The following is a 26329-nucleotide window of genomic DNA, read 5'->3' on the forward strand; positions in this document are numbered from 1 at the left end:
ACCAGCAAGCAGCCCAGGTGGTGGACGCCAACATTGCCCGTGGCCCAGCTGCGATTGCAGCGACCTATCAAGCTGCTTATCAGCGCAATGGCTGGGACGACTTCGGCCCTGTGCCAGCGGCCGTGCAGGCTGCCTTGAACCCGGACTCGTTGCAAGCCTCGGACGGCAGGCAGTATCAGCGCGATACCCAGGGCCAGTGGCGACATGATGGTGTTGCTGCCGAAGGCAATGTCCCGTTAGAACTCAATGCAACGCGCGAACGCTTGCAGCCGGCCTTGGAGCAGCATGCGCAGGCAATGGCACAGATGCCGGCAAGGCAAACGCCAACCGCGCAGCAACAAGACCAAGCCAATACCGAAGCGACCTATGCCGCCTATGGCGTTACGCCCAATGCCCAGACTGCAGGCGCGATCCAGCTTGCGGTGCAACGGACACGTGAGGCAAACGGGATCGATGCAGCGACCAGTTCTTTGGCGTTGGAGCGTGATGCGACCGGTCAATACTCGGTGGACAGTCCCATCCAGCATTTGAGCCGTGACGCCGATGGTGTGGTGCGTGTTGCAGCAACGACCAGCACTGATGAGATCCATCAGGCACTTGGGCAGCAGCAATCAGTTCGGCAGGAGCAACCACCTTCGACGGGTGCACCCGAGCTGCGCATTGACGCGCAATCGCCCCAAGAGCGCGATGCCTACGATCAAGCATTGCGCGAGGCCAATCGGCAGGGCGTTTCCACGCAAGAGGCGCAACAGGTCGCAAGCTTCGCCGCAACGACCGTCACCGCTCCGCGTGTAGACGAAAGCCAAGCGCCTCAGGCAGCCATTGACGTGCAGCGAGATCGAGACGTTGCACGCACAACCGACGCGCCTGCCGTTGCGGAGACGGCGACTCCTGCTCCTGTCGTGATGCCTGCATCCGTCAACGCGCCGCTGCCAGAAGACGTGCGCCCGGTTGCCAAGCCTACCGAACCGAAGCCCGAGTCTGTCCCACAGCGCGAACCCCAAGAAACCCGAACATCTGAGGTTGCCGCACCCTCGACAGCCGGCGCAGTCCAACCGAAGGCAGAGGCAGTGGCGCCAGCCTCTGCAAGCGTATCTGCCCCGAACCTTGGGTCGGCATCATTCGCTTCGACCGTTCCCGATCAAGCGTCTACTCAGGTCGCTGCGCCAGTGTCGCCGGCATCCCATGAAGTGGAAGGGCTGCGCCTCGGCGACCGAGGGCAAGAAGTCGAGTTCTTGCAGTATCGCTTGCAGCAGGTAGATGCCCGGGGTCCGAACGGCCAGGCCGTGCCGCAAGACGGGCACTATGGTCCAGAGACCGAGCATGCCGTGAGGCAGTTCCAGCAAGACCAAGGGTTGCCGGCAACGGGCGTTGCCGGCCCAGACCTAGATGCTGCATTGTCCCAGACACAACACGCGCGCCGAGAAGCTCTGAAACCCATAGAGCCATCATCGGCCAATGCAGCGATGGAGCAGGGCGGTGAGCAGCAAGCCCGAGTAGGCACGCGACAGAACGATGCGCCATCGGCTGTTCCATTGCAGGCAGAGCAGCAAGAGGCGGTGCGAGCGCCGTCGCCGGCAATTCCAACGCAAAGCGAAGTGCCGGCGCAGATCGTATTGCCGGAGCGCCAACCCGCTGCCTATGCGTCGTCGCCAGGTTTTGGTGGGACAACTGCCCGCTCTAACGCACACGAACACGATGAGGATCGGGTTGAGCAAGCAAGGCCCCTCCAAGATGCCGCTCAGCAGGCGTTTCCCTCTGATCATCGGGATTACGCCTTGTTCTCTGCCATCCAAGCGCAGCTCCCGAGGGCAACATCTGATGAGAAAACGGCCGAAGTGCTCCATGCCGTCAAAGAGTCAGGGATCGAGCGTGCGGATGAGCTCCGCAAAGTGACCATCCAACATGATGTCGCCTTTGTCTTTGGAAAAACGCCCGGCTTTCACTCGGAAACCTCGCTCAACACGCCATCGCCTGGCATCAATCAGACCTTGCAGAAGACGGAGGCATTGGATCAACAGCGGGCGCAGGAGATGGTGCAATTTCAGCGCGAGCGCGAAGAAATCGACAAGAACCCAACGGGCCCAGTCATGACGCTCGCTGCCCACTCTCAGCAACAGGCGATGTCTGGCGGCGATGGAGGCGGTGGTGATGGGGGCGGCTGAGGCAAGGATTGCCTTCGTCGCAGAGGTCTGGTTTGCAAGCAGATGGTGCCAACCTCCCTTTATGTCCTGAGAGATATATTAAAGCCTGGAAGAGAGTTGTTAGGGGCGGCGAAAGCGAGGCGTGGCGGGATATATGAATTGGATTTGTACAGGTTTCATTAATATTTAAATATACCTATATAATTATATCGGTGGTGGCTTGCGGCATTAGCATTGCCTGGCGCGTTCACCTTATTTCAAAACAACAAGCAAGAGCGCACTTATGGTTTCTGCTTTGCAGAAACCGTGCGCCAACGCTGTGCGTTGGTGCGGTGGCATTGCCACCTCGTTGCTATGCTTCGCTAGGCAACACAGCTTCTTCAAAACCCTGAGATTCAAATCTCGTTGTTGTCGAGTTCGCTTATCTCTCGACATGGGATGTTATGCCGCTTCTTTGTGTGCTCCACAAACAGGAGTTTCACAAAATGGCGATTTATCACGCAACAATGAAGTCTTTCAGCCGAGGCAACGGCGACTCGTCGGTCGCAGCAGCGGCTTACCGAGCAGGGTTTGATCTGCTCGATACAAGCACGGGGCTTGGTCACAATTATTCCCACCGAGGCGGTGTCGATTTCCATCAGATGCTTGCCCCGAAGGGTGCGCCTTCGTGGTGCTTCGATGCCCAGTATTTTTGGAACGCAAATGAAGCGGCCGAGACGCGCAAGAACGCGCGCGTTTGCCGAGAAGTCGAAGTATCGCTTCCGCATCAACTCGATCCACACCAACGAAGAGTGCTCGCTTTGGCGCTTGGTCAATTGCTCGTCGAGCGCTTCCAAGTCGCTGTGCTGGTGGCAGTCCACACGCCAAGCAAGCTGGGTGATCAGCGCAACCACCATGTGCATTTGCTGATGTCAGCCAGACAGGTCGGGCCAGGTGGACTGGGAGAGCGCGCCTGTGCTGAGTTTGATGCACGCCAAGGCGGCGGCACACGAGCGTTGCGACAAATCCGCAAAGACATTGCTACCGTCATCAATGCACACTTGAAAAATGCCGGCAACGCGGCTCGTGTCGATCATCGCAGTCTCCGAGCACAAGCGCAGGAGGCCGCGCGCAATGGGGAGTTTGAACGCGCCCGCGAACTCACGCGCAGGCCTGGCAAGCACTTGGGCAAAGCCAAAGTGGCGGTGATGCGCAAAACGAAGTTCACCGCAGAAGTGAAAGGTGCAGGTGGAAAAGCTGCGGCATTAGCGCTTTCGAAGCTTGTCGCTGAGCACATGAAAAAAAGTGGCAGCTTCGTGCATGAGGTGCCGCCATCTCACAGTCATGCGGCAGCACTTCGGGATCGGGCCAATGCAAAAGAGTCTGGCTTGGAAGGGCGCACAACGGTTGGGCAGGGGCGATCGTCAGGCGCAGAGCGGGTGCGGCAGATCAAAGAGCGTTTGGCGCGTTCACCAGCGCCAAGCGCAGGACTCTACACGCCTTATAGCGGTCAGACCCGACATCTTGGTCGCGTGACGCGTCTGGCTCGGTCCTCGGGCCGACAAGACGCGGAGGTCCTAAACCAAGAGGCGCAACTGATCGAAGACTGGCTCGAAGCGCAGCGCGAGGTGGCTCAGCAGTCTCTCGAAGTCTTGCGGCAGATCCCGGGTATCCAGATTGAACCCGAGTTCCAGCGGGCGCACTCCGCACTCATTTGCCGGCGGGTCGACAGCTACGCCACAAAGCCTTTCTTGTTCGAGGACACTGAGATGCTTGCTCGCTCAATCAGCAGGTATGCCCATACGCTGGTGCGACCCTACAAAGCGCGTGTGGCCGTGCTGGATGCGCAAGCCAAGCTTGTTGAGCAAGAAGGCAGCGGAGACGCGCAAGCGGTGGCGAGGGCACGCCAGCGTTTAGGGAGGGCAAAGGTGCATGTCTCTCCTCGCATCCAAGCGATCCAGCAATGGCGCATCAAGCGGGCTCGAAAGACGATGGTGGAAGCAGCTGAGGCCTTGGAGAAGAATTTTGCCCCACAGCCGATCGAGGTGCTGACGCCTGAGGCATCTGGCGATGATGCGCTTCCACCACAGGCCGAGGCCGAAGGTGATGCCGGGCATTGGGAGTTGAAGTTCCGTCCTCCCAAGCCAAGTCTATGATGGCTCAGATATTTCTGACCATTGACCGTGCAGCAGACTGATGGTGCGCCTAGGCATTTGGCTGGAAGCTAGGGTCGTCGCAGAATGTTCCCGTCAAATGATCGCAACAACGCCGCCCGCCATTGGCACCCGGCGCCGAGACTGAGGCTCCAACCCCAGCGTACAGGAGCCCCGCATGCGGGGCTCTTCTTCGTGTGCAGGACCGCAACCTGGAAAATGGAGCTGTGCCTATCGACAACAACCAGTCGACAACACGATCAGGCCCTGCGTACTGTGTCGTTCGAACTGCTCTTTGCTGGATCACTGCGAAGCGGAAAACGAGGGATAGCGATCATGAGTCTGACTAGTCAGCACGCATGGTCGGGCATGATCTGTACGCCTATCTCAAGGATGGACTAACGCGATTGCCGACACAGAAAACCAGTGAAATCGAGAACCTGCTGCCCCATCAGTGGATACCAGGCTGATTTGCGTAAGGTGTGTTCCGCGTACGCGCGACTTGGATAGCGTCCCTTGCTATCCGCACCCCAACATTAGATGTAATATCAGCGCATATTGCTATAGCAGCATTCTTCCAAGGGCGCTTTTTAGAGCGAAGCACTATGAGCGAAGCCTGGGACCTCGGTCGTTAATTCATCTTGGCTCCCAGATATCGCACGAAGCAAGCAATGGATAAGCAAAACAATGAAAAGGATTCGGAATCTGAATGGCCATAAAAATTCATGCTCCATCAAGCAAGATCTTAAAGCGTTCCGAAAAGTTATTCGCACTTCAGCAGGATGACTGGAATGACTACAGCTTCCAGACGCTTTATCACCTTTACTATCGCCCGAAAGTAAAGGAGCCGGAAAACGTTACCTACATTGGCGGGGTTAAAATTCTCAAACAGGGCCAAACTGCCGGTTCTCGACTCATCAAGAAACCTTTCATTCGGCTAGGGGATGAGTGGGTGTCAGTAGGGACTTCGCTCGACTATTACCAGCGTCTCAATGAGATCCCTCGTAGACATCGCTCGAGAATAATGACAGCGCTTCAGGATGCAGTCGCTAACCCGGATCTTGTAAATAAATTCGAGAACGAGGTGGGATGGGGAAAGTCAATTTTTAGGGACACGACAGATTGGAGGGATTTTATTCGGGATGCGAGAATTCTCTACCAAGGGGATTTCAAAACTCTTGTCGGCATGGACGAATTTTCTTTCCGGCCGGCTGGGGCCGATGATCCTATCAATTTTAATTTCGAAGCGCCTAAGCCCCATCACTACTCAGGGTCATATCGACGAATCGGCCCGAGTCGAAACCCAGTTCTGCTGCCTGAGCGAATCATCGTTATGGTCGGCCTTAATGGGTCAGGGAAGAGTACGATTTTGTCGAGGCTCTCACATCTCGCCTATGCCTCCCCGCATGAAAGAGTTCAGCCTCAGTTCGTCGCAATGGGCGAGATCACTCCCAAAGCCATTGGCTTCATGCGGGTGATCACCATTTCCTACAGCGCCTTCGATAGCTTCGCAGTTCCCGGCCTTGCAGCTAGAGACCTTTCGCAAATTACTGATGACATTGAAAGCGGTGATAGCCGATTTGTGTTTTGTGGCCTTAGAGACGTTGTTGCAGAGGTACGCGATGATCTGGAAAAACTGCAGGTCGAAGCAGAAGAAGATCAGAAGATCAAGCCGCCACAGGTATCTATGGAACGGCGTAACTCTACGAGGCTAAAATCGATCGATGCGCTTGCGAATGAATTTGAGGAATTGCTTAAAGCAATCAGGAAAAATGGTGGGAGCAAATTGTTTGAAACGGCAATTGAATCGCTGGTAGCCGACCCATCATTTCGAGATCTGAAGTTCCAGCTTGCTGACCTCATTTCCAAGCCTCAGAGATCTCGGCGTCATTTCATGAGCTGGAGTACCGGTCATAAAATAGTTCTGCACGTAATCGTTTCGCTAGTAGCGAACACGAGGCCGCAGTCACTTGTTCTTTTCGACGAGCCGGAAACGCATTTACATCCACCGCTGATGGCCGCTTTGATGCAAGCAGTTCGGATGATCTTGACGGAGGTTAATGCCTACTGTGTTGTTGCGACACATTCACCTGTGTTGCTGCAGGAGACTCTCGCCTGTCACGTCCGCTACGTCAGACGCAATGGTGCTGAAATCACCATTGAGAAGCCGAGGATTGAAACATTCGGGGAAAATATCGGCATCCTTACTTACGATAGTTTTGGACTTACCGCAGCGAGCACCGACTACCACAATGCTCTCGACAAGCTGGCCGAAGAATGCGACTCCATTGAGAAGGTGGAAACGGCTTTCGAACACGGCCTTAGTGCCCAAGCCCGCGCTTACGTGCTTTCCAAGCAAGCGAAGCGTAGGTTGAAGGAATGAGGAATCTTCCCTTACCACATCGCGACTTGTCACGGGATGATCTGATCGCCTCCATTCGTAAGTACAGATATCGTGGCGTAAGAGGGCATCAGTTGACCGAAGATAACATCACGAGCCTGCTCGCCATCTACGATCGCTATGACGGTGACATGGGTGCAGCCAGTGAGATGCTGAAGGGTAATGATTTCCCTGCGTCATTGATTGATGCGCTGGACGCCGCTTATGACAAAACGCAGGAAGATCGCGCTCTTTATCCGCTGCGTCAACGCCTGTTCAAGGACGTGGGGCTGTGTCCCGTCTGCGGCATCAAGACCGCTTCTGAACTTGACCACTTTTTACCTCGGGCCCACTTCAAGCCACTGGCGATCTATGCGCGAAATCTCATACCAAGTTGCCACGATTGCAACCACATCAAGCTCGCCGGCTTTGGGAATCAGAGTGGGGATGAGTTGGCTTTTATCCACGCCTATTTTGACTCGCTGCCTGACTTGAATTTTTTGGAGGCTAAGATTGATATCTATCAAGGAGGGCTGGTCGTCACTTTCCAGGTGTCGACAAATGTTGGGCTGGATGAGGACATCAGTAATCGATTGAGGAACCAGATTAAAAGGCTTGAACTGAACGAGCGTTATGAAAAAGAAATCAACACCTTTATCATGTCGCATGCAACCGCAGCCCACCGCGAATACGCTCGGGGTGGTCATGCAGGTGTTAGTAATCACTTAAATATTCAAGCCCGTCATGAAGCTCATGAACTTTACACCAACCATTGGCGCCCGACGCTTCTGCGAGCTCTTGCGAGACATGATGCTTTCGTGAATGGTGGGTTTGTCGATGTTTTTAGGGTGCCTCAGCACATTTTGGACGACCTGTTTGAAAATTCAGATTGATCGTTCTCGGTGGGAGTGCTAGCTTGAGAAGTTGATTCAGATTTCGCTGACTAAATTGTAAATTATTTTTCTTGGGGAATGCATATCCAGATGGCGGATAAAAGCAAAGAAGTGCTGGGGTTGTGTGCGCTGTGTGGTCCTGATTGTGACAAGCAAAAAGCATTGAGGATGAGCCACCATTTGACGAAGTCAACGTACAAATACTTCTGTAGGTCAAAAGCTGAAGGTACGAAGCTGCTACTGTCGCAGGAAGGTGAGAAGGTGTTTTCGTTAGGTAAGCAGATCGTTCAAAATTTGCTCTGCGATGAATGCGAAAGACTGATGTCCAAGGAGGGTGAGGATTATTTTTCAACCGAAGTGCTAAAAATAGACAGAAAAAAAAACCTGCCATCGCCGATTTATCGTATCCTTCGACAGAGATTGGTGCCAGCTTGGAACTGTTTGGCACCACGGGCGATTTATAACAAAAATTTGGTTCTGAGTGTTGGAAGTAATTTTTTTCCAGCCATCAAATCACGTCAGCTATATCATTATGCGGTAGGTTTTTTCTGGAAGGCCACATTTAAGGGGTGGCCACAATGCCCCCCGCTACCTCTCGATCAAGCCCTGATTGAGCAGATGCGCAAGTTTCTGCTAGGTGGGGATTTCGTCCAAGGGTACATCGTCAGGGTTGTTCCATCATTCTGGCATGAGAAAAATGGAGTGGCCCTTCCAAGTCTCATCCAAGGGCAACCATATTTCTCGGTCCTGCAATTCGATTTTTATTTCGAGAGAGCTGAGGCGCAGTACAAGAGCGCCATGTCGATGGACGCTGTGCCACTGCTTTACACTGTAGACTCGATTAAGTCCGAACGGTCGTATCGCGGCATGGTTGCAAACTATAAGAGGGCTAAGCAAAGTGCCTCTGCAGCAGGAACAGAGCTGTCTTGGTTAGACCAATAGCTGCCGCCCGAAAAATTTATGTGTCCGTTTTATGTTGAGACCCTCACCTCACGATTGAGATCGAGTAGGTAAGCTCGCCGGACGCATGCAGTCGAGCTTCCCTGCTTGCTCGCAAACCCATGTCACGAGTTCCTGCTGATCTTTGATGAGCTTTGTCATCCGCTCTTCCTTGATGATGTCGTTTTGAGAAATGCACTTGTCGTTAAGCATGGTCTCGAGCTTGGCTACATGTGCTTATTGCGTGCACGCCATAGGGCACTGACTAGCCAGAACACCAACGCAAGACAATCAGAACAAAGACGATAAGCGCGATCCAAGCTCCTGCGCCCATACGTTTAGGTGAGCTGGTTCTGCGAGGCCCTGATGATGCCTGATGAGAGCTGGGGCGGGGCGCGGACCCAGTTGGCCTTGGGACAGCCTGAGGCGTCTGTCGCTGCATCCTTTGAAGGACTTGAGCGTTAGGAGTGCCCGGCGGGGGGAGTGGCTTCGGAGCTTGTTGGCTCGTGTTTCGAGGAACTGTATTTCCCGCTCCACCCATACCCTTAAGGATGTTTTCATTTCGACCAGCGGTAACAACAGGTGCTTTACCGCCGCGCAATCGGAAGCGCGCTTCTACCTCTGTAAGTTGCTTGATCTGACCTGGATTTTCGATGCTAATACCGATGCTGACATACGATATCTTCCCGGCTTGACCGTGATAGGGCGGCTCTACCAGGCCGGTCACGCTGACCCAACGGCCATTCCAGCTGCTGTTGGGCTCCGAGGGGAACTGTCGTAATGCCTCAGACCAAATTGAAAGTTTTACGGACTTGCCCGTCCAATCGCCAAAATTGATGAAGATAAAAGGCTTTTTGTTCCTGCCGTATCGCTTTTGAGTGACCTCAACGATCCTGCCAATCAACTCCACGCGGCTGCCGACCTGAGCTTCGACTTGGGCAAAGTTCGCCGCATCACAGACCGTATAAGGGCTTTGGTAGGCAATGTCTTTCGGCTTGCCCTGTGGGTTGAACACAATTGTGTTCGGTCCCAGTCCGCGCTGAACACTGAAGTCGGCAAGTGTCGGAACTTGATCAAAAGGCCCATCCGCAAGCTGCGCAAGCGACTGCGCGGGAACCGTCAATCCCGGAAGGCCTAGAACTTGATTGAAGATGACGGAGGTGCCGGGGTCAAGGAAGTCGTTCCGCCGAAAAACGATAGCGCTGGGTTCGGAGTTCGAGGCTTTCCAAAGTCCGGGAGATACGGCCAGGGCCTGTAAAGCGACATCAAGTGTGATGAAAGAAAAGCGATCAAGCTGCTCGTTGAAATTGGACGCCGTGCGCTTAGGGTGCTGGAAGTTGGCTTGGCCAAGTTCAGTCGCAGCACTCCCACGCAGGGCTTCGACAAACATGCCGTCATAGTCAATGAGCTGGACGGAACTACCGTCTGCGTTGACCATCAGGTTCTCAGGCTGAATGTCGCCATGAGCAATCTGCTGTGCTTCCAAATACGCGGACAGAGCTGCAAGAGCCTGGCGAAGCTTGGTTAGCGCTGCAGCATTTCCGTGGTTGCGTTCCAAGAACTCGGCAAGCGTGGTGCCCTGAGCCCACTCCATTTTGACGATGGGGTAGAGGTTCCCATCGATCAGGATCCCGTTAGGGATAAAATCGAACGGCAGGAAGTAGGGGCTCGCCAGTTGCTTGAGTCGGAGTGCAATGGCCTGATAGCGCCGTTCCAGATCGTTGGATTTTTTGTGAAAACAACGCAGCGCAAAACGCTTTCCGCCCGTCTCAACCGTATAGGTCAGTGCAAAGCCGCCACACAAAGCCAATGGCAACCCCAGTCCGGTGGTCCGCAACTGCCCGGCTCTAAGCTGTGGATCTTGAATCGCACGCGCAGGCGCTTGTAGTGCTTCGTTGTATTTCTCAAGCGATGGATAGTTCATAGATGTCCGGCGCCAGTCAACGCGGCGATGATGAGGGTGGTGTCATCCCGCCTCATGCTCCCTTTGGCTCGCTGTTCTTCGACAAGGCTGACAAGCTCTTCCAACTCCCTGACAGCATGAAGTCGTTCAAGGGCAGTGGGATCACTGCGCTCCTGGTGTTCAAGCAGCCACGCGGCTAGCGCGTCTGTCATGCATAAGAGAAGCCGATATCCATGGGTCTCATAGGGCCAAACCACCTCAGTCCAGACGCCGCTGCCATCTTCAAACAAGAGGGCATTGAGATCGGGCTTGGTGCTGATCAATGTTGGATGAAGGGAGAACTGCTCCGAGCTCTGGTAGGGAGCGCACGCGAGCATCTGCTCACCATCGGTGAGCGCGGCAAACGAATCGCCGATCGCAGTGACCCTGATCCGTAGCTGTTCGGCCTCGTCTTGTGCAACAAGCAGGGTGCCGAAGCTGCCGCGCTCATAGGCGGCAGCCTTCGACCAAGACAGATTTGGCGCGTCATGGAGCGCTTCGTATTGCCGTGTGGATGTGGCTATCGCATCAGACAGATTGGCAGGGTGCTCTAAGAACTGGTCCACAAGAAGCGCGGCCCAGTTCTTGGCGTCGAATGATTCGGATGCACCGTCAGACAGCACGATACGTCCGGACGCCGCTGCCAAACGATAGACGTCTTCATTAGCTTCCGGTGCGTCCAAATGTTTGGCAACAGAGCCTTCGAACAAGATCTGGATCGACATGGTCAGCGCAGCTGGGCTGCTCGCGTTCCGATATCGAAGAAGTCCACAATCTCCGCAGTCTCTGCGTTGAACATGAAGCCGCGTGACTCCATGGTCGCCTTGATTCCCTTTTCCTGAGCAGCTTGTTGCAGGTGCGGGGGCAGGGGGCTCGACATCCGGAAAAGCAGTTTGGCGTAGTTGTCAGACAGACCAGCGTCCGAAATCGGGAATGTCACTGGATCGCCACCGCTAGCGCTTACGTGCAGGTTGAACAGCAAAACATTGCCGTCATTCGTAGCAATTTGTTGGAGTTGCTGGGCAAGGCCTTCCGGGTCACCGTCAGTGGATTCGCCGTCAGTGACATGGAGAACGGTGGGCGGATAGCTGTCTGGATGCGCATCGCACCAGGCCACAAGTTCAGCGGCTGCGCTGGTGATGGCATTACACATCGGGGTGCCGCCAGAGGCGCGTGCTTCAAACCAGACCGGGAACTTGATGGACTGGCTGACCAAGCCACCTGCGCCATCGTCGACCCGCTTGACTCGGTCTTCAACGCGCAAAGGATTGGCTTCGATTTGAGAGATCGGGTGGAGCACGGTGTGCGAGAGCGCACCCGCCAAACCGTTCTGCGCGTCAGAGTTTGAGTAGCCAAGCACACCGACTTCGAAGTAGTTGCGCGTTCCCTCAGACTTGGTGCACCGGGTGATCAGTGTTGCAAGGGTGCGGTTGAGCACGTCAGCGACGAACTGCGCCTTGGACTTCCCATTCGTCATTACTTCCTGCATGGAGCCGGATTGATCGACCAAAAACAAGAAGGCGGTTGGGCTAGTGCGACTAATCTCTGCGGTATAGCTCATCAGGACTCCTAAGTGCGAGCTAGAAGACTTCCAGCTCTTTCAAGTCACATCATAGCGTCAGACCTTCAAGATGTTCAGGCCAGACCTGTTGCCGGTGACTGTTATAGAGAAAAATGTGATCAATGCATGGAAAGAATCTGTTACGCCCTCCCAAAGACCTGAGCAAGTAGTTCCGACAAAAAAAGGAGTAAATTGGCATGGGCTGCGAGAGCTTCTTCTTTCGAAACTGCTTTTCCGTAGCTCACACTTGCATCTGTATAGAGCAAGGATGCCAGCTCAAGATCGACATGAAGATCGCCTTGGTCATTGAGTGCTTGTGCAAGCTTGACAAGTTCATGATTTGATTTGAAAGGTATGCCCTTACTCGTGAGAAGTCCCTTCATGACTTTCTCAGCACATGTAGCGGTATCTCGTCTTGCTTTACCATAGCTGCGCTCAACGCTCGTCAGTGCTTCGACGCTATGGTTGTAATCTATGCGTGCTTGTCGAAAAAGCGGGTCATCGCTTTGGGAGAGAGCGTCTAGAAATGTCAAGGCGTTCAAGCCTATGAGAAAGCGTGATGCGATTCCATCGAGTGCTTTTTCATCCAACGTGTCAGCATACGACTGAGTCATTCCCTCAAAGCAATCGAGCATGTTCACATCGATAGGGCCGCGACTAATGATGTTTTCGTTTTCTCCTTGATGAAGGCGTCGATCACACATCAAGCGTAAGCTGCCGTAGCTGTAAGGTCCACGCACTTTCCATGCGCGGTGTTCAAGTGGAATGATGAAAAAGCCCAATGAAGGTAGAACTTTGATGTCTTCCCCATATCGACGCTCATACCAGGAGTGAGCTCGTTGAGAGAGCCAGGCCGCAGAAAATGGTCGGCTGTCACTAGAAGGATCGCCGCCAAAAAGAATAATTTTTTGTCCTTTGCCGTAAGTTTGGGCAATGAGAATAGCCGCATTGCCAGGACGTTGATGGATATGCAAGTCTAAAGCGTTGAAGTGCTCGTCCAGACCCATCATCATTTGATCAAAGTCGTGGTCCGACTCGGGCTTGGGTGGGGCGTTCCATTCCGTGTTCAAGATGACTCCTTGTGTTATTCAGAAGATTCCGATGCTTTGCAGGCTTGCCGCGAAGCTAGATCTCGATTTTGCAAAAATGGATGACGTTGACGTTCTTGGCAAAAGTCTAGGGTGGTAAGTGCCTAGGACTTTCAATTCCTCCAACCAGTTGCCCGCGTCTTGGTCGTCCTCTTCGTTGCCGCCTGCTCGCGCCGTCGCTCCATGTGGCGAACCTGCTTGAACGCACGATCAAATTGCCCTGGCGTGTAGGCGGGCAAGGGAAGCGGAGGGCCAAACTGTTCAATGGCCAAAAAGCGAGCGGGGACAGAAGGCGGATCAACGTAATGCTTCAAGCCCGGTGGAAGCGTCAACTCGTGGCCGGTGATTTGCTGGGAAATCGGAAGCGAAATGCCGTGCTCATTGACCAGCGAGTTGGACAGAGTGTGTCGAAAGCAGTGAAAGCTTTTGAGCCGTTGGGTCAGCCCTTGCTTAATCGCATAGGCCCGGAACTGATCCCCGAGCGCATCGCCATAGCCGTTTTCGGCGTTGTAGGGCAAGTGCGGGAACAGTCGTTCAAAGCCTGCGCGCTTGACCTCATCCACGTAGACCAAGAACCCAGCCTCGATCAGGGATGTGGGCAGGGGCACAAAGCGGGAAGAGTGGGGGTTCTTCAAGCGCTGATCCGGCTTGGCTCCCCGGAAATGCACGCCCCAGAAGTCGCCGACCTTGCCGATGTCGTCAACATAGAGCTGAGCGACCTCATTGACGCGAGCGCCCGTTGCAAATCCCAGGAGCGTGCCAAACCACCGATGTGGATACTTGCTGGCCCAGGAAGTGAACGCGTTCAGTTCAAGCAGCGCTTCAAGCTCGGCTTGGCTAAACGGATCACGGCTCGGCTCGTCGGTAAGCGACTTGGCACGATTGAGGATGGCTTTGTGAGGCGCCTTGCTAATCAGGTCTTCGTTCGCCAAGGCGTTGAAAAAGGACGCAATACGATCCCGATGCTTTTCCTTGGTGCGCATGCTCAGCACTTCATGACCACCTTGCCGTGCCTTGTTCAGGATTTGGACAGGGGTGAGGCCAGCGAACACCGCCTTCTTGGTAGCGTTGCTCGGGTAGTGCTCAAGCGCATCCAGGAACTTTCGGACGTCATCGGTCTTGTAGTCTTCGACTGGCTTGTCGCCGACAAGGGCCACAAACAGTCCCAGGCTGTGCTCGGTGTCGAGCACGTTTTTCGCGCTTCGCCCCACACGCCGCATTTCACTGATGTGGATGGTGGCGCGCTCTGACAGCAGCGGTCCTGCGCTTTTCACAGAAGCCAGTTGCTGAAGAGGGAGGTGTTTCAGTGCGTCCAGCAGCCGGGCGTGATCCTCAGCTCCGTTGGCAGAGAGCTCCACGCCACCGACTTTGATGGTGTAGGGGCGGGCTTCGTTCCCTTGCAACGCGGCCAGAGCCTGGCTCAGCAAATCGTCCTGCATGCCCGCTCCTTGCCGCATCTGATCGAATGCTTCCGAGAGTGCCACAGCCGTTCGAGCTACGGCCAGTCGGGCAGCATCACCAAGGGCCAAGTGAACGGGACGGACAAGGTAGCGCGAGCCGATGAAGGCTTGCAGGTCGGTCGGGACGAAAAAGCGCACATAGAGCCCAGCAGGGCGGCGCAAAAAATAAGGCTTCGGCACGGGGTTTGATACCTCGTTTGATACCTAACGCAGGCTCAAACTGAACATCAAACCCCGGGCCTAACCTTCGCGAAATCAAGCACTTACTGCTCTTTTCCGCGATCAGATGGTGGAGGTGGGCGGAATCGAACCGCCGTCCGGAAGCACTCCATCCCCAGCACTACATGCTTAGCCCTCCGTTAGATCTCATTCCCGGGCAGCACGGTTGGCAAAGCGCACCTGGAAACCAGCCTGCTTTATCTAACCGGTAGCTGACAGGCAGCCACTACCGATGGTTCCGTGATAATGACCCTACACCTACGAGCACGGGCACAAGTAGGTTCGGGGGTTCGCCTTAGGCGGCTGTAGAACTACAACTAAAGCCAATTAAGCGGCGATAGCGAAGTCCGAACCGTAGTTGTCATCGTTGGCAACTAAAAGTTTGCTGCTGGATTAACGAGGAAAGCTGCCCCCTCGGCATGCGCCAAGCGACTTCGCGACCCCCGTCGAAACCAGTGCACCCCCGGGGAAAGCAGTAAAACGCTGACCTGGTCAGTGTAGGGATCGGGGCGCCCTGTCACAAGTGGTGAGACATGCAGCACTTACAGTGGCTTCAGTCCTATCGGGCGGAAAAGTCGGGTAATCAAGGAGCGAAGCAATGGCGACAGGCAAGCCCCCACGTCCACGGCAGGCACGTAGCGCGCCCCGCAAGAGTGCACCAGGCGTCGATGCCCCCAGTCCTCGGCGCACAACCCGGGCCGCGCAGCAGCAGGCGCAGGACACCACGCTGACGCGCGTGCAGGGCAAGGCGCGCACGGTGATCTATATCCATGGCATCGGCAACAAGCCGCCGGCCGAGGTGTTGCGCTGTCAGTGGGACAAGGCCTTGTTCGGGCGGCCGATGGGCGAGCGCACGCGCCTGGCGTATTGGGTCAATCGCGAGCGCTATCCGGTTGCCGAACCCGGCAATTGCGATGCGCGCGATGTGGGGCCGGCGCTCAATCAGAGCGTGCAACGCGCCTTGAGCACGCTTGGGCTGGTGCCAGGCGAACAGGACCTGCATCTGCTGGCCGATGCGCTGGCGCACAGCGAGCAGGAACGTGCCGACCTGCATCGGTTGCTGGACGAGCTGGAGGGCGCGTCCGCGTCTGGCGGCGTGCAGGCCAAGGGCGCCATCGATGCGATCAACCGGGTATTGCTGCGGCTGATTTCCGCAGCGTTATTGCAAGACGTGCACGACCTGTTCTTCGTGCCGGAGCGCGCGGCGCTGATGCGCGAAAGCCTGGCGCAGCGGCTGCGTGCGGGCGGCGGGCCATTCGTGGTGGTGGCGCACAGCCAGGGCTCGATGATCGCCTTCGATGTGCTGCGGCAGCTGCAGGCGTCCGACTGCGAGATCAGCCTGTTCCTGACCCTGGGCTCGCCATTGGGCCTGCCGCAGGTGCGCAGCATGTTCAAGCGCTGGACCGGCACGCGCAAACTGCCGTTCCCGGAGTGCGTGCAGCGCTGGATCAATGTGGCCGAAACGCGCGACCCGATCGCGCTGGACCCGGATCTCAGCGACGACATCGCCAACGCCACAGGGCGTTTTGAAAACCTGTCCGCCGCGCGCTTGAACCCGGACTGGCAGCACAACCCGCATTCGGGCTCGGGCTACCTGTCGATTCCGCAGGTGCGCGCCGCCGTGCGCCAGGCCGTGGGGGTGGGCTTCGACCAGCCGGTGTCCAACGCGGTGCTGATCAAGGATCTCAGCGAGCAGCTCGAAGCGCATGGCCCGGAATACCGACATGAAGTGCTGATCGAACTGGATCGCCGCAGGCTGGGCAACGACCCGGCCGGCGTGCGCGCGTCGTTATTGCAGCATGTGCGCGAAGCAGCGGCGCGCACCACCGGCCTGAGCGGCGACGCGCTGGATGAAGCGATCGAACTGGAAGACAGCCTGCAGCGTTTCGTGTCCGCGCGGCTGACCCGCTTCGAAATCGAATCGCTGCAGGATCGCTACCGCGCGCTGGGCTTTCGGCGGGTGTGGCGCGACGCCGGCAAACGCGCGTTGATCCATGTCTCCGGCAATGTCCTGCATGCCGATGCCGCGCGCACGGCCTATCGCGCGCGCGGCCAGCAAATTGGCTGGGCGGTGCTGGATACCGGCATCGCTGCCAGTCACCCGCATTTTTTCGCCAAGGGTGAGCGCGACACCGTGGTGGCGCAGTGGGATTGCACCCGGCGCGGCACACCCAAACGGCTGACCCGCGCCGATGGCGCTGCGTTTGCCCGGCTCGATCGGCATGGCCACGGCACCCATATCGCCGGCATCATCGCCGGCCATTGTCAGGCCGTGATCCCGGATGCGCAGGGCAACCCGGGCCGTGCACTGGAGTTCGCCGGCATTGCGCCGGACACCCAGCTGTACGGCTTCAAGGTGCTCGACGATGCCGGAAATGGCCGCGATTCGTGGATGATCAAGGCAGTGCAGCAGGTGGCTGCAATCAACGAACGCGCAGGCGAGCTGGTCATCCACGGCGTCAATCTGAGCCTGGGCGGCTATTTCGACCCGGAAAGCTACGGCTGCGGTTTCACGCCGCTATGCAACGAGCTAAGGCGGTTATGGCGGCAAGGCGTGCTGGTGGTGGTGGCTGCCGGTAACGAAGGGCTGGCCTGGCTGATGGGCAAGGATGGCGATGCCTATCCGGCCAACATGGATCTGTCGATCAGCGACCCGGGCAATCTGGAAGACGCCATCGTGGTGGGCTCGGTGCACAAGAGCAGCCCGCACAACTATGGCGTGTCGTATTTCTCTTCGCGCGGGCCCACCGCCGACGGCCGCGGCAAGCCCGACGTGGTGGCGCCGGGCGAAAAGATCGTCTCGGCCTACTACGACTTCGACCCGAAAGACCCGGCCAGCCTGATGGTTGAAATGAGCGGCACCAGCATGGCGGCACCGCATGTCTCCGGTGTGCTGGCCGGGTTTTTATCGGCGCGCCGCGAGTTCATCGGCTTCCCCGACCGCGTCAAGCAACTGCTGCTGGACACCAGTACCGACCTGCAGCGCGACCGTTACGTGCAGGGCAGGGGTGTGCCGAATTTGATGCGCATGCTTGGAAAGACGTGAATCGGAAGTCGGTATTGGGGATTCGCAAGGGCAACAAGGCCATGCCTTGCCTTGCTGCCTGAGTGGATCGCAAGCCAGCGATGTGCCAGTTCACGCACAACCGCTGCAACGAATCCCTAATTCCCAATCCCGAATCCCGGCGCCTCAGGCATCACGGTTATGCCGCCGCATCACGCGCTGCTTGTCGCGCTGCCAGTCGCGGTCCTTGGCGGCGTCGCGCTTGTCGTGATTCTGCTTGCCCTTGGCCAGCGCGATTTCCAGCTTGACCTTGTTGCTGCTCCAGTACAGCGCGGTCGGCACCAGGGTGTAGCCTTCGCGCTCCACGCGGGTGAGCACCTTGTCGATCTCGGCACGGTGCAGCAGCAGTTTGCGGTCGCGACGTTCCACCGGCACGGTGTGGGTGGAGGCCTGGATCAGCGGGGTGATCTGGGCACCGATCAGGTAAATCTCGCCGGAGCGCACGTACGCGTAGCCGTCGACGATGTTGGCGCGGCCGGCGCGGATCGCCTTGATTTCCCAGCCCTGCAGCGCCAGACCGGCTTCGTAGCGCTCTTCCAGGTGGTATTCGTGGCGCGCACGCTTGTTCAGCGCGATGGTTTTCGTGGCCTTCGCGCCGTTTGCTTTATCCTTGGATGGTTGCTTGCTCATGACGCCATTGTCGCCGATTCGGTGTCGTCAAACGATCTTCCGTCTTTCACAAGTTAGCGAATGCCTACCATCCGTCGCAGCGCCCTGGTCGAACACAGCGCCTCCCGCATGTTCGATCTGGTCAATGATGTCGCCGCCTATCCGCGCCGCTTCGGCTGGTGCGACGCTGCCCACGTGCTCGAGCAGGACGATGCGCACATCGTGGCGCGCCTGGATCTGGGCCTGGGGTCGTTCCGCACCTGGTTCACCACCGAGAACATCCTCGAGCGCCCCGAACGCATCGTGATGCACCTGCGCGACGGGCCGTTCAAGCGCCTGGAAGGCCTGTGGGAGTTCCAGGCGCTGGGCGAGAACGCCTGCAAGGTGAGCCTGACCCTTGAAGTGGAAACCAGCTCGCGCCTGCTGGGCCCGGCGCTGGCATTGGGCTTCCAGGGCCTGGCCGACCGCATGGTGAACGATTTCGTGCGCGTCGCCGACCGCGGCGACACCTAGGCCGCACTGCTGTATGCGCATTGAAGTCGTGCTGGCCTGGCCGGATCGCCATCAGTCGGTGCAGCTGAAGTTGCCCGACTGCGCAACGGTGGCCGAGGCGGTTGCCGCGTCCGGTCTGGCGTTGCAGCAGGCGCCTGCCGCGCATGCGGTGCATGGGCTGATCGCGCGTGCGGACCAGCGGTTGCGCGACGGCGACCGGGTCGAACTGCTCAGGCCGCTGCTGCTGGATCCCAAGGAGGCGCGGCGTCGCCGTGCCGGGCCAAGCAAAAAAGCCGGTCCCCCTACCTAGTTGTCTGCCGGTGCTGTCACGCACACGCGGACTGGGTACAGCGAACTCTTCAAATCACTGCATTGAAATGAGCCGAAGTATCGATTGGGCTCAATACGTGCTTGTCGATGCGAGGCGCCTGGCGAACGCGCGAAGTGTCGGCACCGAGGTGTCGGTGGCAAGCAGCGCGTCGAGGCAGCGATGCGCCGTGACGGCTGACCTACGAAGAAGCGAGCCTGACCAGCGCTGCAACTCTGAGCGAACACATCTTTCCGACCGGGCAACAAAAAACGCATCCGTTCAACGGGATGCGTTCTCGAGTTCCAGCCAGCCCTCGGGCGATCGCAGGATCGCCGGGCAAGGAGATCAACGGCCGCGCTGCTTCTTCTTGTCGCGGGCCAGGTTACGGCCGAATTGCTTGGGCGCGGATTTTGCCAGCTGCTCGTCCTGCGACGGAAAATAGTCGCCTTCCCAACGCGTGACCTGCTCGTTTTCGAAGAACACGGTGAAGTTCTTGATCTCGGTGCGCGCCAGACGGTCCACGCGTTGGGTGGAAGTGTAGTCCCAGCGCTGGGCATGGAACGGGTCGGGGATCGAGGGGGTACCCAGCAACGCGCTGACCTGCTGCTTGCTCTGGCCTACCTGCAGTTGCTCCACGGCATTCTGTTTGATCAGATTGCCCTGGTAGATCGGCTGCTTGTAGATGATGCCGCAGCCAGCGGTGGAAAGAACAACGGCGGCGACCAGCAGGAAATTGCGCATCGGGGAATAAGTCCTGAGGAAATCACGCCGATGATACACTCCTGCCGGTCGCCGCGACCCGTTTGATGGCAGCTGGCGCTAAATCGCCAATGAACGGAGAACATATGGAAACCCACGACCTGCGCAAAGTCGGGCTCAAGGTGACCCATCCGCGCATGCGGATCCTGGAATTGCTCGAGCAGAAGAGCAATCACCATCATCTCAGCGCAGAAGACATTTACCGGCAACTGCTCGACCACGGCGACGAAATCGGGCTGGCCACGGTGTACCGCGTGCTGACCCAGTTCGAGGCCGCCGGCCTGGTGCTCAAGCACAATTTCGAAGGTGGCCAGGCCGTCTACGAACTGGACCGCGGCGGTCACCACGACCATATGGTCGATGTGGACACCGGCCACGTCATCGAGTTCGAAAGCGAAGAGATCGAGGCGTTGCAACGCCAGATCGCCGCCAAGCACGGCTACGAGCTGGAAGAGCATTCGCTGGTGCTGTACGTGCGCAAGAAGCGTCTGCGCTGAGTACGCGCCACCGCGTGCGTTAGCGACAAGGCGGCTTCGGCCGCCTTGTGCGTTTGGAGATCGCATTTGTGAAGGGGGGTGCCGGTCTATGCCCCCAGCCGCCCTTTGTGCAGCGTTGCGCAGATGCGCAAAGCAGTGGACGCACCTGCGCAACGCAGTGCGGTTTGGCGCCGCTCGCCCCGATCAGGCGCTCTGCAGCAGCTTGCGGGCGGCCGCGCGGGCCTCTTTGCTCACTTCCACGCCGCCCAGCATGCGCGCCAGTTCTTCCTGGCGGGCCTGCGGGCCGAGCAGTTCGACCGCGCTCTGGGTCATGCCGTCCACCGGCGCCTTGCTGACCCGGTAATGCGCGTGGCCCTTGGCCGCGACCTGCGGCAAGTGGGTAACGCACAACACTTGGCGTTCTTCGCCTAGTGCGCGCAGCTTCTGCCCGACGATGTCGGCCACCGCGCCGCCGATGCCCGAATCCACCTCGTCGAAGACCATGGTCGGCACGCTGTCCAGGCCGAGCGCGGCCACTTCGATCGCCAGCGAAATCCGCGACAGCTCGCCGCCGGAGGCGACCTTGCGCAGGGCGCGCGGCGGTTGGCCGGCGTTGGCGGCGACCAGGAACTCCACCCGTTCGGCGCCATTGGGGTCCGGCCGGGCACTGTCGTGCGGCTGCAGCTGGATCAGGAACTGCCCGCCGCCCATGCCGAGCTCGCCGATCAGCGTGGTGGTGGCGGCCGACAGCGCCTCGGCGGCCGTGCTGCGGCTGTCGCTGAGCACGCCGGCGGCGCTGCGCCAGGCGGCAGTGGCGGTTTCGATGTGCTTGTCCAGCTGTTGCAGGCGCTCGTCCGCACCGCGCAGGCTCTCGACTTCGGCGCTCAGGTGGTCGCGGTGCGCGGCCAGTTCGTCCGGGGCAACGCGGTGTTTGCGCGCCAGGTCGTGCAGCCGGCCCAGGCGGCGTTCCATGGCTTCGAATTGGGCCGGGTCGGCCTCCAGGTCGTCGCGCACGCGGTCGAGCAGGGCCAGCGCTTCTTCGATCTGGATGACGGCGCTGTCCAGCAGCGCGTCCACTTCGCCCAGGCGTGGCTCGTGTTCGGCGACACGGGCGATATCGTGGCGGCTGCCCTGCAACAGGCCCAGGGCGCTGGCGCCGTCGTCGCCGTTGAGCTGTTGGGCCACGCTGTCGCAGGCGCCGATCAGCGCGGTGGCATGCGCCTGACGGCGGTGATTGACGTCCAATGCGGCGATCGCAGCCGGATCCAGTTCCTCGCGTTCCAGTTCGCCAAGTTGATGCTCGAGAAAGCCAATCCGGTCGGAGACATCGCCTTGCGCCGACAATGCATCGCGCTCGTCCAACAGCGCCTGCCAGCGCTGGCTGGCCTGGCGCACCTGCTCGCGCCGGGCGCTGTTGCGGGCATAGGCGTCGAGCAGGGCGAGCTGGCTGTGGCGGGCCATCAGTGCCTGATGTTCGTGCTGGCCATGGATTTCGACCAGCCGTGAGGCCAGTTCCGCCAGCTGCGAAGAAGTGACCGGGCGGCCGTTGATCCAGGCGCGCGAGCCGCCGTCGGCACGGATGATGCGGCGCAGCTGGCATTGCGCTTCGTCGTCGAGTTCGTTGTCGGCCAGCCAGCTCAGGCCCGGGTGCTCGGCCGGTAGCTGGAATTCGGCCGACAGTTCGGCGCGGTCGGCACCGTGGCGGACCACACCGCTGTCGGCGCGCAGGCCGGACAAAAAGCCCAGCGCGTCCACCATCAGCGACTTGCCGGCGCCGGTTTCGCCCGACACCACGGTCATGCCCGGCCCGAATTCCAGTTCGGTGGCGCGAACAACGGCGAAATCCTTGATCGAGAGGTGTCTGAGCATGAGGTCGAGTGTGAACGCTTTGGGGAAGCTTAGGGTGGAAGGGGCCAACGGGGAATCGGACGCTTGCCATCCCCGGGGCCAGACATTATCTATGCCCAGTCTCACCGGATGATCCCATGCGCGCGCCCCAGTCACCCATGCTCGACCCCCGCGCCCGCCAGTTGCTGCGCACGCTGATTGCGCGCTATATCCGCGATGGCGAGCCGGTGGGCTCCAAGACGCTGGCCCAGCACGCGGGGCTGGATGTCAGCCCGGCCACCATTCGCAATATTCTCGCCGACCTGGAAGACGTCGGCCTGCTCAGCTCCCCGCATACCTCGGCCGGGCGCATTCCCACTGCGCATGGCTACCGCGTGTTCGTGGACAGCCTGGTGCAGATGCAGCCGCCCGGGGAGGAAGAGGTGCGCCGCCTGCGCGCCGAGCTTGCCAGCGGCAACGGCACCCAATCGTTGCTGGGCAGCGCCTCGCAGATGCTGTCGGCGATGAGCCACTTCGTCGGCGTGGTCAGCGCGCCGCGGCGCGAGCAGTTTGCGTTCCGGCATATCGATTTCGTGGCGCTGGACGCGCGCCGGGTGCTGGCGATCCTGGTGTTTGCCGACAACGAGGTGCAGAACCGGGTAATCGAGCCGCGCCGCGCCTATGAGCCGGCCGAGCTGGAACGGGTGGCCAATTATCTCAATGCGCAGTTCGCCGGACGCGCGCTGGCCGACATCCGCGCCTGCCTGCTGCGCGAGCTGCGCATGGCCAAGAACGAGATGGAGCAGCTGCTGGCGCATAGCGTGGACCTGGCCAACGAGGCGTTGGTGCCGGCCGATGCCGAGGACATGGTGATGGCCGGGCAGACCCGGCTGATGGGCGTGCAGGACCTGTCGGACCTGGACCGCTTGCGCGAACTGTTCGAGGCCTTCGCCAGCAAGCGCGAGATCCTGCAGCTGCTCGAACGCACCATCCAGGCGCCGGGCGTGCGCATCTTCATCGGCGAGGAAACCGGCATGGTGTCGCTGGAAGACGTCTCGCTGGTTACCGCGCCGTATACCGCCAACGGCCAGGTGCTGGGCGTACTGGGGGTGATCGGGCCCAAACGCATGGCCTACGATAGGCTGATTCCGCTGGTGCAGACCGCCGCGCAGGTGCTGGGCGCGGCGATGGAACCGCCCGGTACGCGATAACCGGCATCGATCGGCGCGATCGTTTTGCTTGAAACGCGCGCGCGCGCCCACATACGGGGTGACGTTGGGGCGGGCGTTCCGCTTGCCCGGGAACTGCACATGAACCAAGACCACCCCGAATTCGACTCCGAAGACCTGTCCCAGAACCCACCCGAGACCGATCCGCTCAAGGCCGAGATCGAATCGCTGCGCAGCGAGATCGCGTTGGTCAAGGCCGACGCCCTGCGCGAGCGCGCCGACCTGGAAAACCAGCGCAAGCGCATCGCCCGCGATGTCGAGAACGCGCGTAAGTTCGCCAACGAGAAGTTGCTGGGCGAGCTGCTGCCGGTGTTCGACAGCCTGGACGCCGGCCTGAGTGCCGCCGGCACCGAGCCCAGCCCGCTGCGCGATGGCCTGGACATGACCTACAAGCAGTTGCTCAAGGTCGCGGCCGATAACGGCCTGACCCTGCTCGACCCGGTCGGCCAGCCGTTCAACCCGGACCAGCACCAGGCGATCAGCCAGGGCGAGGCCGAGGGCATCGCACCGGGCCACGTGGTGCAGGTGTTCCAGAAGGGCTACCTGCTCAACGAGCGCCTGCTGCGCCCGGCCCTGGTGGTCGTGGCCAAGCACGACTGAATCGCAGCGCCGGCTGAACTGCCAGGCGCAGGCGTGAAACACAGATGTGCGCCGGTGGCTTGAACACCTGCGCACCACCCCCACATCTCAGCCAGACCCGGCGTCGCCGGACACAGCTACAGAATCATCAGGAGCGTATCCATGGGCAAGATCATTGGTATTGACCTCGGCACCACGAACTCGTGCGTGTCGATCATGGACGGCGGCAAGGCCCGCGTCATCGAAAACTCCGAGGGCGACCGCACCACGCCTTCGATCGTCGCCTACACCAAGGATGGCGAAGTGCTGGTCGGTGCCTCGGCCAAGCGCCAGGCGGTGACCAACCCGAAGAACACCTTCTACGCGGTGAAGCGCCTGATCGGCCGCAAGTTCACCGACGCCGAAGTGCAGAAGGACATCTCGCACGTGCCGTACGGCATCCTGGCGCACGACAACGGCGATGCCTGGGTGCAGACCAGCGATGGCAAGCGCATGGCGCCGCAGGAAATCTCCGCGCGCGTGCTGGAGAAGATGAAGAAGACCGCCGAAGACTTCCTCGGCGAGAAGGTCACCGAAGCGGTGATCACCGTGCCGGCGTACTTCAACGACAGCCAGCGTCAGGCCACCAAGGACGCCGGCCGCATCGCCGGTCTGGACGTCAAGCGCATCATCAACGAGCCGACCGCGGCAGCCCTGGCCTATGGCCTGGACAAGAACGGCGGCGACCGCAAGATTGCCGTGTACGACCTGGGCGGCGGCACCTTCGACGTCTCGATCATTGAAATTGCCGAAGTCGATGGCGAGAAGCAGTTCGAAGTGCTGGCCACCAACGGCGACACCTTCCTGGGCGGCGAAGACTTCGACAACCGCGTCATCGAATACCTGGTGGACGAGTTCAACAAGGATCAGGGCATCGATCTGCGCAAGGATCCGTTGGCGCTGCAGCGCCTGAAGGACGCCGCCGAGCGCGCCAAGATCGAGCTGTCGACCAGCCAGCAGACCGAAGTGAACCTGCCGTACGTCACTGCCGATGCCTCGGGCCCGAAGCACCTCAACATCAAGTTGACCCGTGCCAAGCTCGAAGCGCTGGTGGAAGACCTGGTCAAGAAGTCGATCGAGCCGTGCCGCACCGCGTTGAACGACGCCGGCCTGCGTGCCAGCGACGTCAACGAAGTGATTCTGGTCGGCGGTCAGACCCGCATGCCGAAGGTGCAGCAGGCGGTTGCCGATTTCTTCGGCAAGGAACCGCGCAAGGACGTCAACCCGGACGAAGCCGTGGCCGTGGGCGCGGCGATCCAGGGCGGCGTGCTGGCCGGCGACGTCAAGGACGTGCTGCTGCTGGACGTGACCCCGCTGTCGCTGGGCATCGAAACCATGGGCGGGGTGTTCACCAAGATCATCGAAAAGAACACCACCATCCCGACCAAGGCTTCGCAGACCTTCTCCACCGCCGAAGACAACCAGTCGGCCGTGACCGTGCACGTGTTGCAGGGTGAGCGCGAGCAGGCCCGCTTCAACAAGTCGCTGGCCAAGTTCGACCTGTCCGGCATCGAGCCGGCGCCGCGCGGCATGCCGCAGGTGGAGGTGTCCTTCGACATCGACGCCAACGGCATCCTGCATGTGTCGGCCAAGGACAAGAAGACCAACAAGGAACAGAAGGTCGAGATCAAGGCCGGTTCGGGTCTGTCGGATGAAGAGATCCAGCGCATGGTCGCCGACGCGGAAGCCAACCGCGAAGAAGACAAGAAGTTCCAGGAGCTGGTGCAGACCCGCAACCAGGCCGATGGCCTGATCCACGCCACCCGCACCGCGATCACCGAGCATGGCAGCAAGGTCGGCGGCGATGTGATCGGCAAGGTGGAAGCGGCGCTGGCCGATCTGGAAACCGCCATGAAGGGCGACGACAAGGCGCAGATCGAAGCGCGCAGCAAGACGCTGGAAGAAGCCGGCCAGTCGCTGTACGCAGCGGCCGCCGCGGCAGAGCAGGGCGGCAACGCCGATGCGGCCAGCGGCAATGCGCAGGCCTCCAAGGCCGCCGACGATGTGGTGGACGCCGAGTTCACCGAGGTCAAGGACGACAAGAAGTAAGCCGTGATTTGGGAGTCGGGAGTGGTGATTCGCACGCCGCCGTGCGGGTGAGTCCCCACCCCGAGATCCTCTACGCGTCGCGTCGCCGAGGCGGACCAGCGCACGCTGTCCGCTTTCGCGTTTCAACGAATCTCAAAT

21 protein-coding genes, 1 other RNA gene and 1 pseudogene are annotated in these 26329 nt (G+C 59.2%); 13 read left to right on the forward strand and 10 right to left on the reverse strand.

Annotated features, from left to right (window positions below; translation table 11 throughout):
• The 6 genes and pseudogenes from A7D16_RS18600 to A7D16_RS18635 all read left to right on the forward strand — a co-directional run.
• Positions 1-2165: peptidoglycan-binding protein (locus tag A7D16_RS18600; protein ID WP_193395485.1), on the forward strand; the 2165-nt coding region annotated here is incomplete at its 5' end.
• Between the two features lie 464 nt (positions 2166-2629).
• The gene (locus A7D16_RS22050; RefSeq protein ID WP_082925875.1) at positions 2630-4279 is read left to right on the forward strand and encodes a MobA/MobL family protein; all 1650 of its coding nucleotides are present in this window, start codon (positions 2630-2632) and stop codon (positions 4277-4279) included.
• A 203-nt stretch (positions 4280-4482) separates the two neighbouring features.
• Positions 4483-4746 (forward strand): annotated as a pseudogene (locus tag A7D16_RS22055) (transposase domain-containing protein); the annotation flags it as partial.
• Positions 4747-4985: 239 nt separating this feature from the next.
• Positions 4986-6659 carry an ATP-binding protein gene (locus A7D16_RS22060; RefSeq protein ID WP_082925876.1) on the forward strand — a complete coding sequence of 558 codons (1674 nt, stop codon included), beginning with the start codon at positions 4986-4988 and terminating at the stop codon, positions 6657-6659.
• Positions 6656-7549: an HNH endonuclease gene (locus A7D16_RS18630; protein WP_153043196.1), complete on the forward strand. Its 894-nt coding sequence runs from the start codon at positions 6656-6658 to the stop codon at positions 7547-7549. The genes A7D16_RS22060 and A7D16_RS18630 overlap by 4 nt, the downstream gene beginning before the upstream one ends.
• A 90-nt stretch (positions 7550-7639) precedes the next feature.
• Positions 7640-8491: a hypothetical protein gene (locus A7D16_RS18635; RefSeq protein WP_064634849.1), complete on the forward strand. Its 852-nt coding sequence runs from the start codon at positions 7640-7642 to the stop codon at positions 8489-8491.
• A 48-nt stretch (positions 8492-8539) separates the two neighbouring features.
• Here the strand turns inward: A7D16_RS18635 and A7D16_RS23655 are convergent, their stop codons facing one another.
• From A7D16_RS23655 to ssrA, 7 genes are all read right to left on the reverse strand, one after another.
• The gene (locus A7D16_RS23655; RefSeq protein ID WP_162577200.1) at positions 8540-8701 is read right to left on the reverse strand and encodes a hypothetical protein; all 162 of its coding nucleotides are present in this window, start codon (positions 8699-8701) and stop codon (positions 8540-8542) included.
• Between the two features lie 52 nt (positions 8702-8753).
• Positions 8754-10412, reverse strand: a complete 1659-nt coding sequence (locus A7D16_RS23570) for a phosphotransferase (RefSeq protein WP_161945041.1) — start codon at positions 10410-10412, stop codon at positions 8754-8756.
• Positions 10409-11155 (reverse strand): hypothetical protein, encoded by a 747-nt coding sequence (locus tag A7D16_RS18645; protein WP_064634732.1) that lies wholly within the window; start codon positions 11153-11155, stop codon positions 10409-10411. The genes A7D16_RS23570 and A7D16_RS18645 overlap by 4 nt, the downstream gene beginning before the upstream one ends.
• 2 nt (positions 11156-11157) lie before the next feature.
• Entirely contained in the window at positions 11158-11991 is an 834-nt protein-coding gene (locus A7D16_RS18650) for a vWA domain-containing protein (protein WP_007971690.1), read from the reverse strand.
• A gap of 140 nt (positions 11992-12131) precedes the next feature.
• A complete protein-coding gene (locus A7D16_RS23305) occupies positions 12132-13061 on the reverse strand; it encodes a HEPN domain-containing protein (protein ID WP_153043198.1) in 930 nt (309 codons plus the stop codon).
• Positions 13062-13192: 131 nt separating this feature from the next.
• On the reverse strand, positions 13193-14518 hold the full coding sequence (locus tag A7D16_RS18655) for a site-specific integrase (protein ID WP_283161849.1): 1326 nt from the start codon (positions 14516-14518) through the stop codon (positions 13193-13195).
• A gap of 308 nt (positions 14519-14826) precedes the next feature.
• Positions 14827-15223: a transfer-messenger RNA gene (gene ssrA, locus A7D16_RS18660) on the reverse strand.
• A 133-nt stretch (positions 15224-15356) separates the two neighbouring features.
• Here ssrA and A7D16_RS18665 point away from each other — a divergent pair.
• Complete coding sequence (locus A7D16_RS18665) at positions 15357-17804, forward strand: S8 family peptidase (protein WP_064634734.1); 2448 nt, start codon at positions 15357-15359, stop codon at positions 17802-17804.
• Between the two features lie 144 nt (positions 17805-17948).
• On the opposite strand, the gene smpB is transcribed toward A7D16_RS18665, so the two are convergent.
• The gene (gene smpB / locus A7D16_RS18670; RefSeq protein WP_064634735.1) at positions 17949-18452 is read right to left on the reverse strand and encodes an SsrA-binding protein SmpB; all 504 of its coding nucleotides are present in this window, start codon (positions 18450-18452) and stop codon (positions 17949-17951) included.
• A gap of 60 nt (positions 18453-18512) precedes the next feature.
• Here smpB and A7D16_RS18675 point away from each other — a divergent pair, with 60 nt between their 5' ends.
• Positions 18513-18944, forward strand: coding sequence for a type II toxin-antitoxin system RatA family toxin (locus A7D16_RS18675; protein WP_064634736.1), 432 nt, complete (start codon positions 18513-18515; stop codon positions 18942-18944).
• Positions 18945-18957: 13 nt separating this feature from the next.
• Positions 18958-19233: an RnfH family protein gene (locus tag A7D16_RS18680; protein WP_064634737.1), complete on the forward strand. Its 276-nt coding sequence runs from the start codon at positions 18958-18960 to the stop codon at positions 19231-19233.
• A 345-nt stretch (positions 19234-19578) separates the two neighbouring features.
• Here the strand turns inward: A7D16_RS18680 and A7D16_RS18685 are convergent, their stop codons facing one another.
• On the reverse strand, positions 19579-19974 hold the full coding sequence (locus tag A7D16_RS18685; protein ID WP_064634738.1) for an outer membrane protein assembly factor BamE: 396 nt from the start codon (positions 19972-19974) through the stop codon (positions 19579-19581).
• A gap of 104 nt (positions 19975-20078) precedes the next feature.
• Here A7D16_RS18685 and fur point away from each other — a divergent pair, with 104 nt between their 5' ends.
• Positions 20079-20489: a ferric iron uptake transcriptional regulator gene (gene fur / locus A7D16_RS18690; protein ID WP_064634739.1), complete on the forward strand. Its 411-nt coding sequence runs from the start codon at positions 20079-20081 to the stop codon at positions 20487-20489.
• 183 nt (positions 20490-20672) lie between these two features.
• Here the strand turns inward: fur and recN are convergent, their stop codons facing one another.
• Positions 20673-22337, reverse strand: coding sequence for a DNA repair protein RecN (recN, locus tag A7D16_RS18695; RefSeq protein WP_064634740.1), 1665 nt, complete (start codon positions 22335-22337; stop codon positions 20673-20675).
• Positions 22338-22474: 137 nt separating this feature from the next.
• On the opposite strand from recN, the gene hrcA reads away from it, so the two are divergent.
• From hrcA to dnaK, 3 genes are all read left to right on the forward strand, one after another.
• Positions 22475-23506, forward strand: coding sequence for a heat-inducible transcriptional repressor HrcA (hrcA, locus tag A7D16_RS18700; protein ID WP_064634741.1), 1032 nt, complete (start codon positions 22475-22477; stop codon positions 23504-23506).
• A gap of 99 nt (positions 23507-23605) precedes the next feature.
• A complete protein-coding gene (gene grpE / locus A7D16_RS18705) occupies positions 23606-24124 on the forward strand; it encodes a nucleotide exchange factor GrpE (RefSeq protein ID WP_064634742.1) in 519 nt (172 codons plus the stop codon).
• Between the two features lie 141 nt (positions 24125-24265).
• The gene (gene dnaK, locus A7D16_RS18710) at positions 24266-26191 is read left to right on the forward strand and encodes a molecular chaperone DnaK (protein ID WP_064634743.1); all 1926 of its coding nucleotides are present in this window, start codon (positions 24266-24268) and stop codon (positions 26189-26191) included.
• The last annotated feature ends 138 nt before the right edge of the window (positions 26192-26329 follow it).

This window comes from Xanthomonas nasturtii (genome assembly GCF_001660815.1).
GTDB classification, from domain to species: Bacteria; Pseudomonadota; Gammaproteobacteria; order Xanthomonadales; family Xanthomonadaceae; genus Xanthomonas; species Xanthomonas nasturtii.

Bases quoted from the DNA above. Each gene is read 5' to 3' on its own strand.
- A7D16_RS22050 (WP_082925875.1), top strand. From the start codon at position 2,630: ATGGCGATTTATCACGCAACAATGAAGTCTTTCAGCCGAGGCAACGGC.
- A7D16_RS22060 (WP_082925876.1), top strand. From the start codon at position 4,986: ATGGCCATAAAAATTCATGCTCCATCAAGCAAGATCTTAAAGCGTTCC.
- A7D16_RS18630 (WP_153043196.1), top strand. From the start codon at position 6,656: ATGAGGAATCTTCCCTTACCACATCGCGACTTGTCACGGGATGATCTG.
- A7D16_RS18635 (WP_064634849.1), top strand. From the start codon at position 7,640: ATGGCGGATAAAAGCAAAGAAGTGCTGGGGTTGTGTGCGCTGTGTGGT.
- A7D16_RS23655 (WP_162577200.1), bottom strand. From the start codon at position 8,701: ATGCTTAACGACAAGTGCATTTCTCAAAACGACATCATCAAGGAAGAG.
- A7D16_RS23570 (WP_161945041.1), bottom strand. From the start codon at position 10,412: ATGAACTATCCATCGCTTGAGAAATACAACGAAGCACTACAAGCGCCT.
- A7D16_RS18645 (WP_064634732.1), bottom strand. From the start codon at position 11,155: ATGTCGATCCAGATCTTGTTCGAAGGCTCTGTTGCCAAACATTTGGAC.
- A7D16_RS18650 (WP_007971690.1), bottom strand. From the start codon at position 11,991: ATGAGCTATACCGCAGAGATTAGTCGCACTAGCCCAACCGCCTTCTTG.
- A7D16_RS18655 (WP_283161849.1), bottom strand. From the start codon at position 14,518: ATGCAGGACGATTTGCTGAGCCAGGCTCTGGCCGCGTTGCAAGGGAAC.
- A7D16_RS18665 (WP_064634734.1), top strand. From the start codon at position 15,357: ATGGCGACAGGCAAGCCCCCACGTCCACGGCAGGCACGTAGCGCGCCC.
- smpB (WP_064634735.1), bottom strand. From the start codon at position 18,452: ATGAGCAAGCAACCATCCAAGGATAAAGCAAACGGCGCGAAGGCCACG.
- A7D16_RS18675 (WP_064634736.1), top strand. From the start codon at position 18,513: ATGCCTACCATCCGTCGCAGCGCCCTGGTCGAACACAGCGCCTCCCGC.
- A7D16_RS18680 (WP_064634737.1), top strand. From the start codon at position 18,958: ATGCGCATTGAAGTCGTGCTGGCCTGGCCGGATCGCCATCAGTCGGTG.
- A7D16_RS18685 (WP_064634738.1), bottom strand. From the start codon at position 19,974: ATGCGCAATTTCCTGCTGGTCGCCGCCGTTGTTCTTTCCACCGCTGGC.
- fur (WP_064634739.1), top strand. From the start codon at position 20,079: ATGGAAACCCACGACCTGCGCAAAGTCGGGCTCAAGGTGACCCATCCG.
- recN (WP_064634740.1), bottom strand. From the start codon at position 22,337: ATGCTCAGACACCTCTCGATCAAGGATTTCGCCGTTGTTCGCGCCACC.
- hrcA (WP_064634741.1), top strand. From the start codon at position 22,475: ATGCTCGACCCCCGCGCCCGCCAGTTGCTGCGCACGCTGATTGCGCGC.
- grpE (WP_064634742.1), top strand. From the start codon at position 23,606: ATGAACCAAGACCACCCCGAATTCGACTCCGAAGACCTGTCCCAGAAC.
- dnaK (WP_064634743.1), top strand. From the start codon at position 24,266: ATGGGCAAGATCATTGGTATTGACCTCGGCACCACGAACTCGTGCGTG.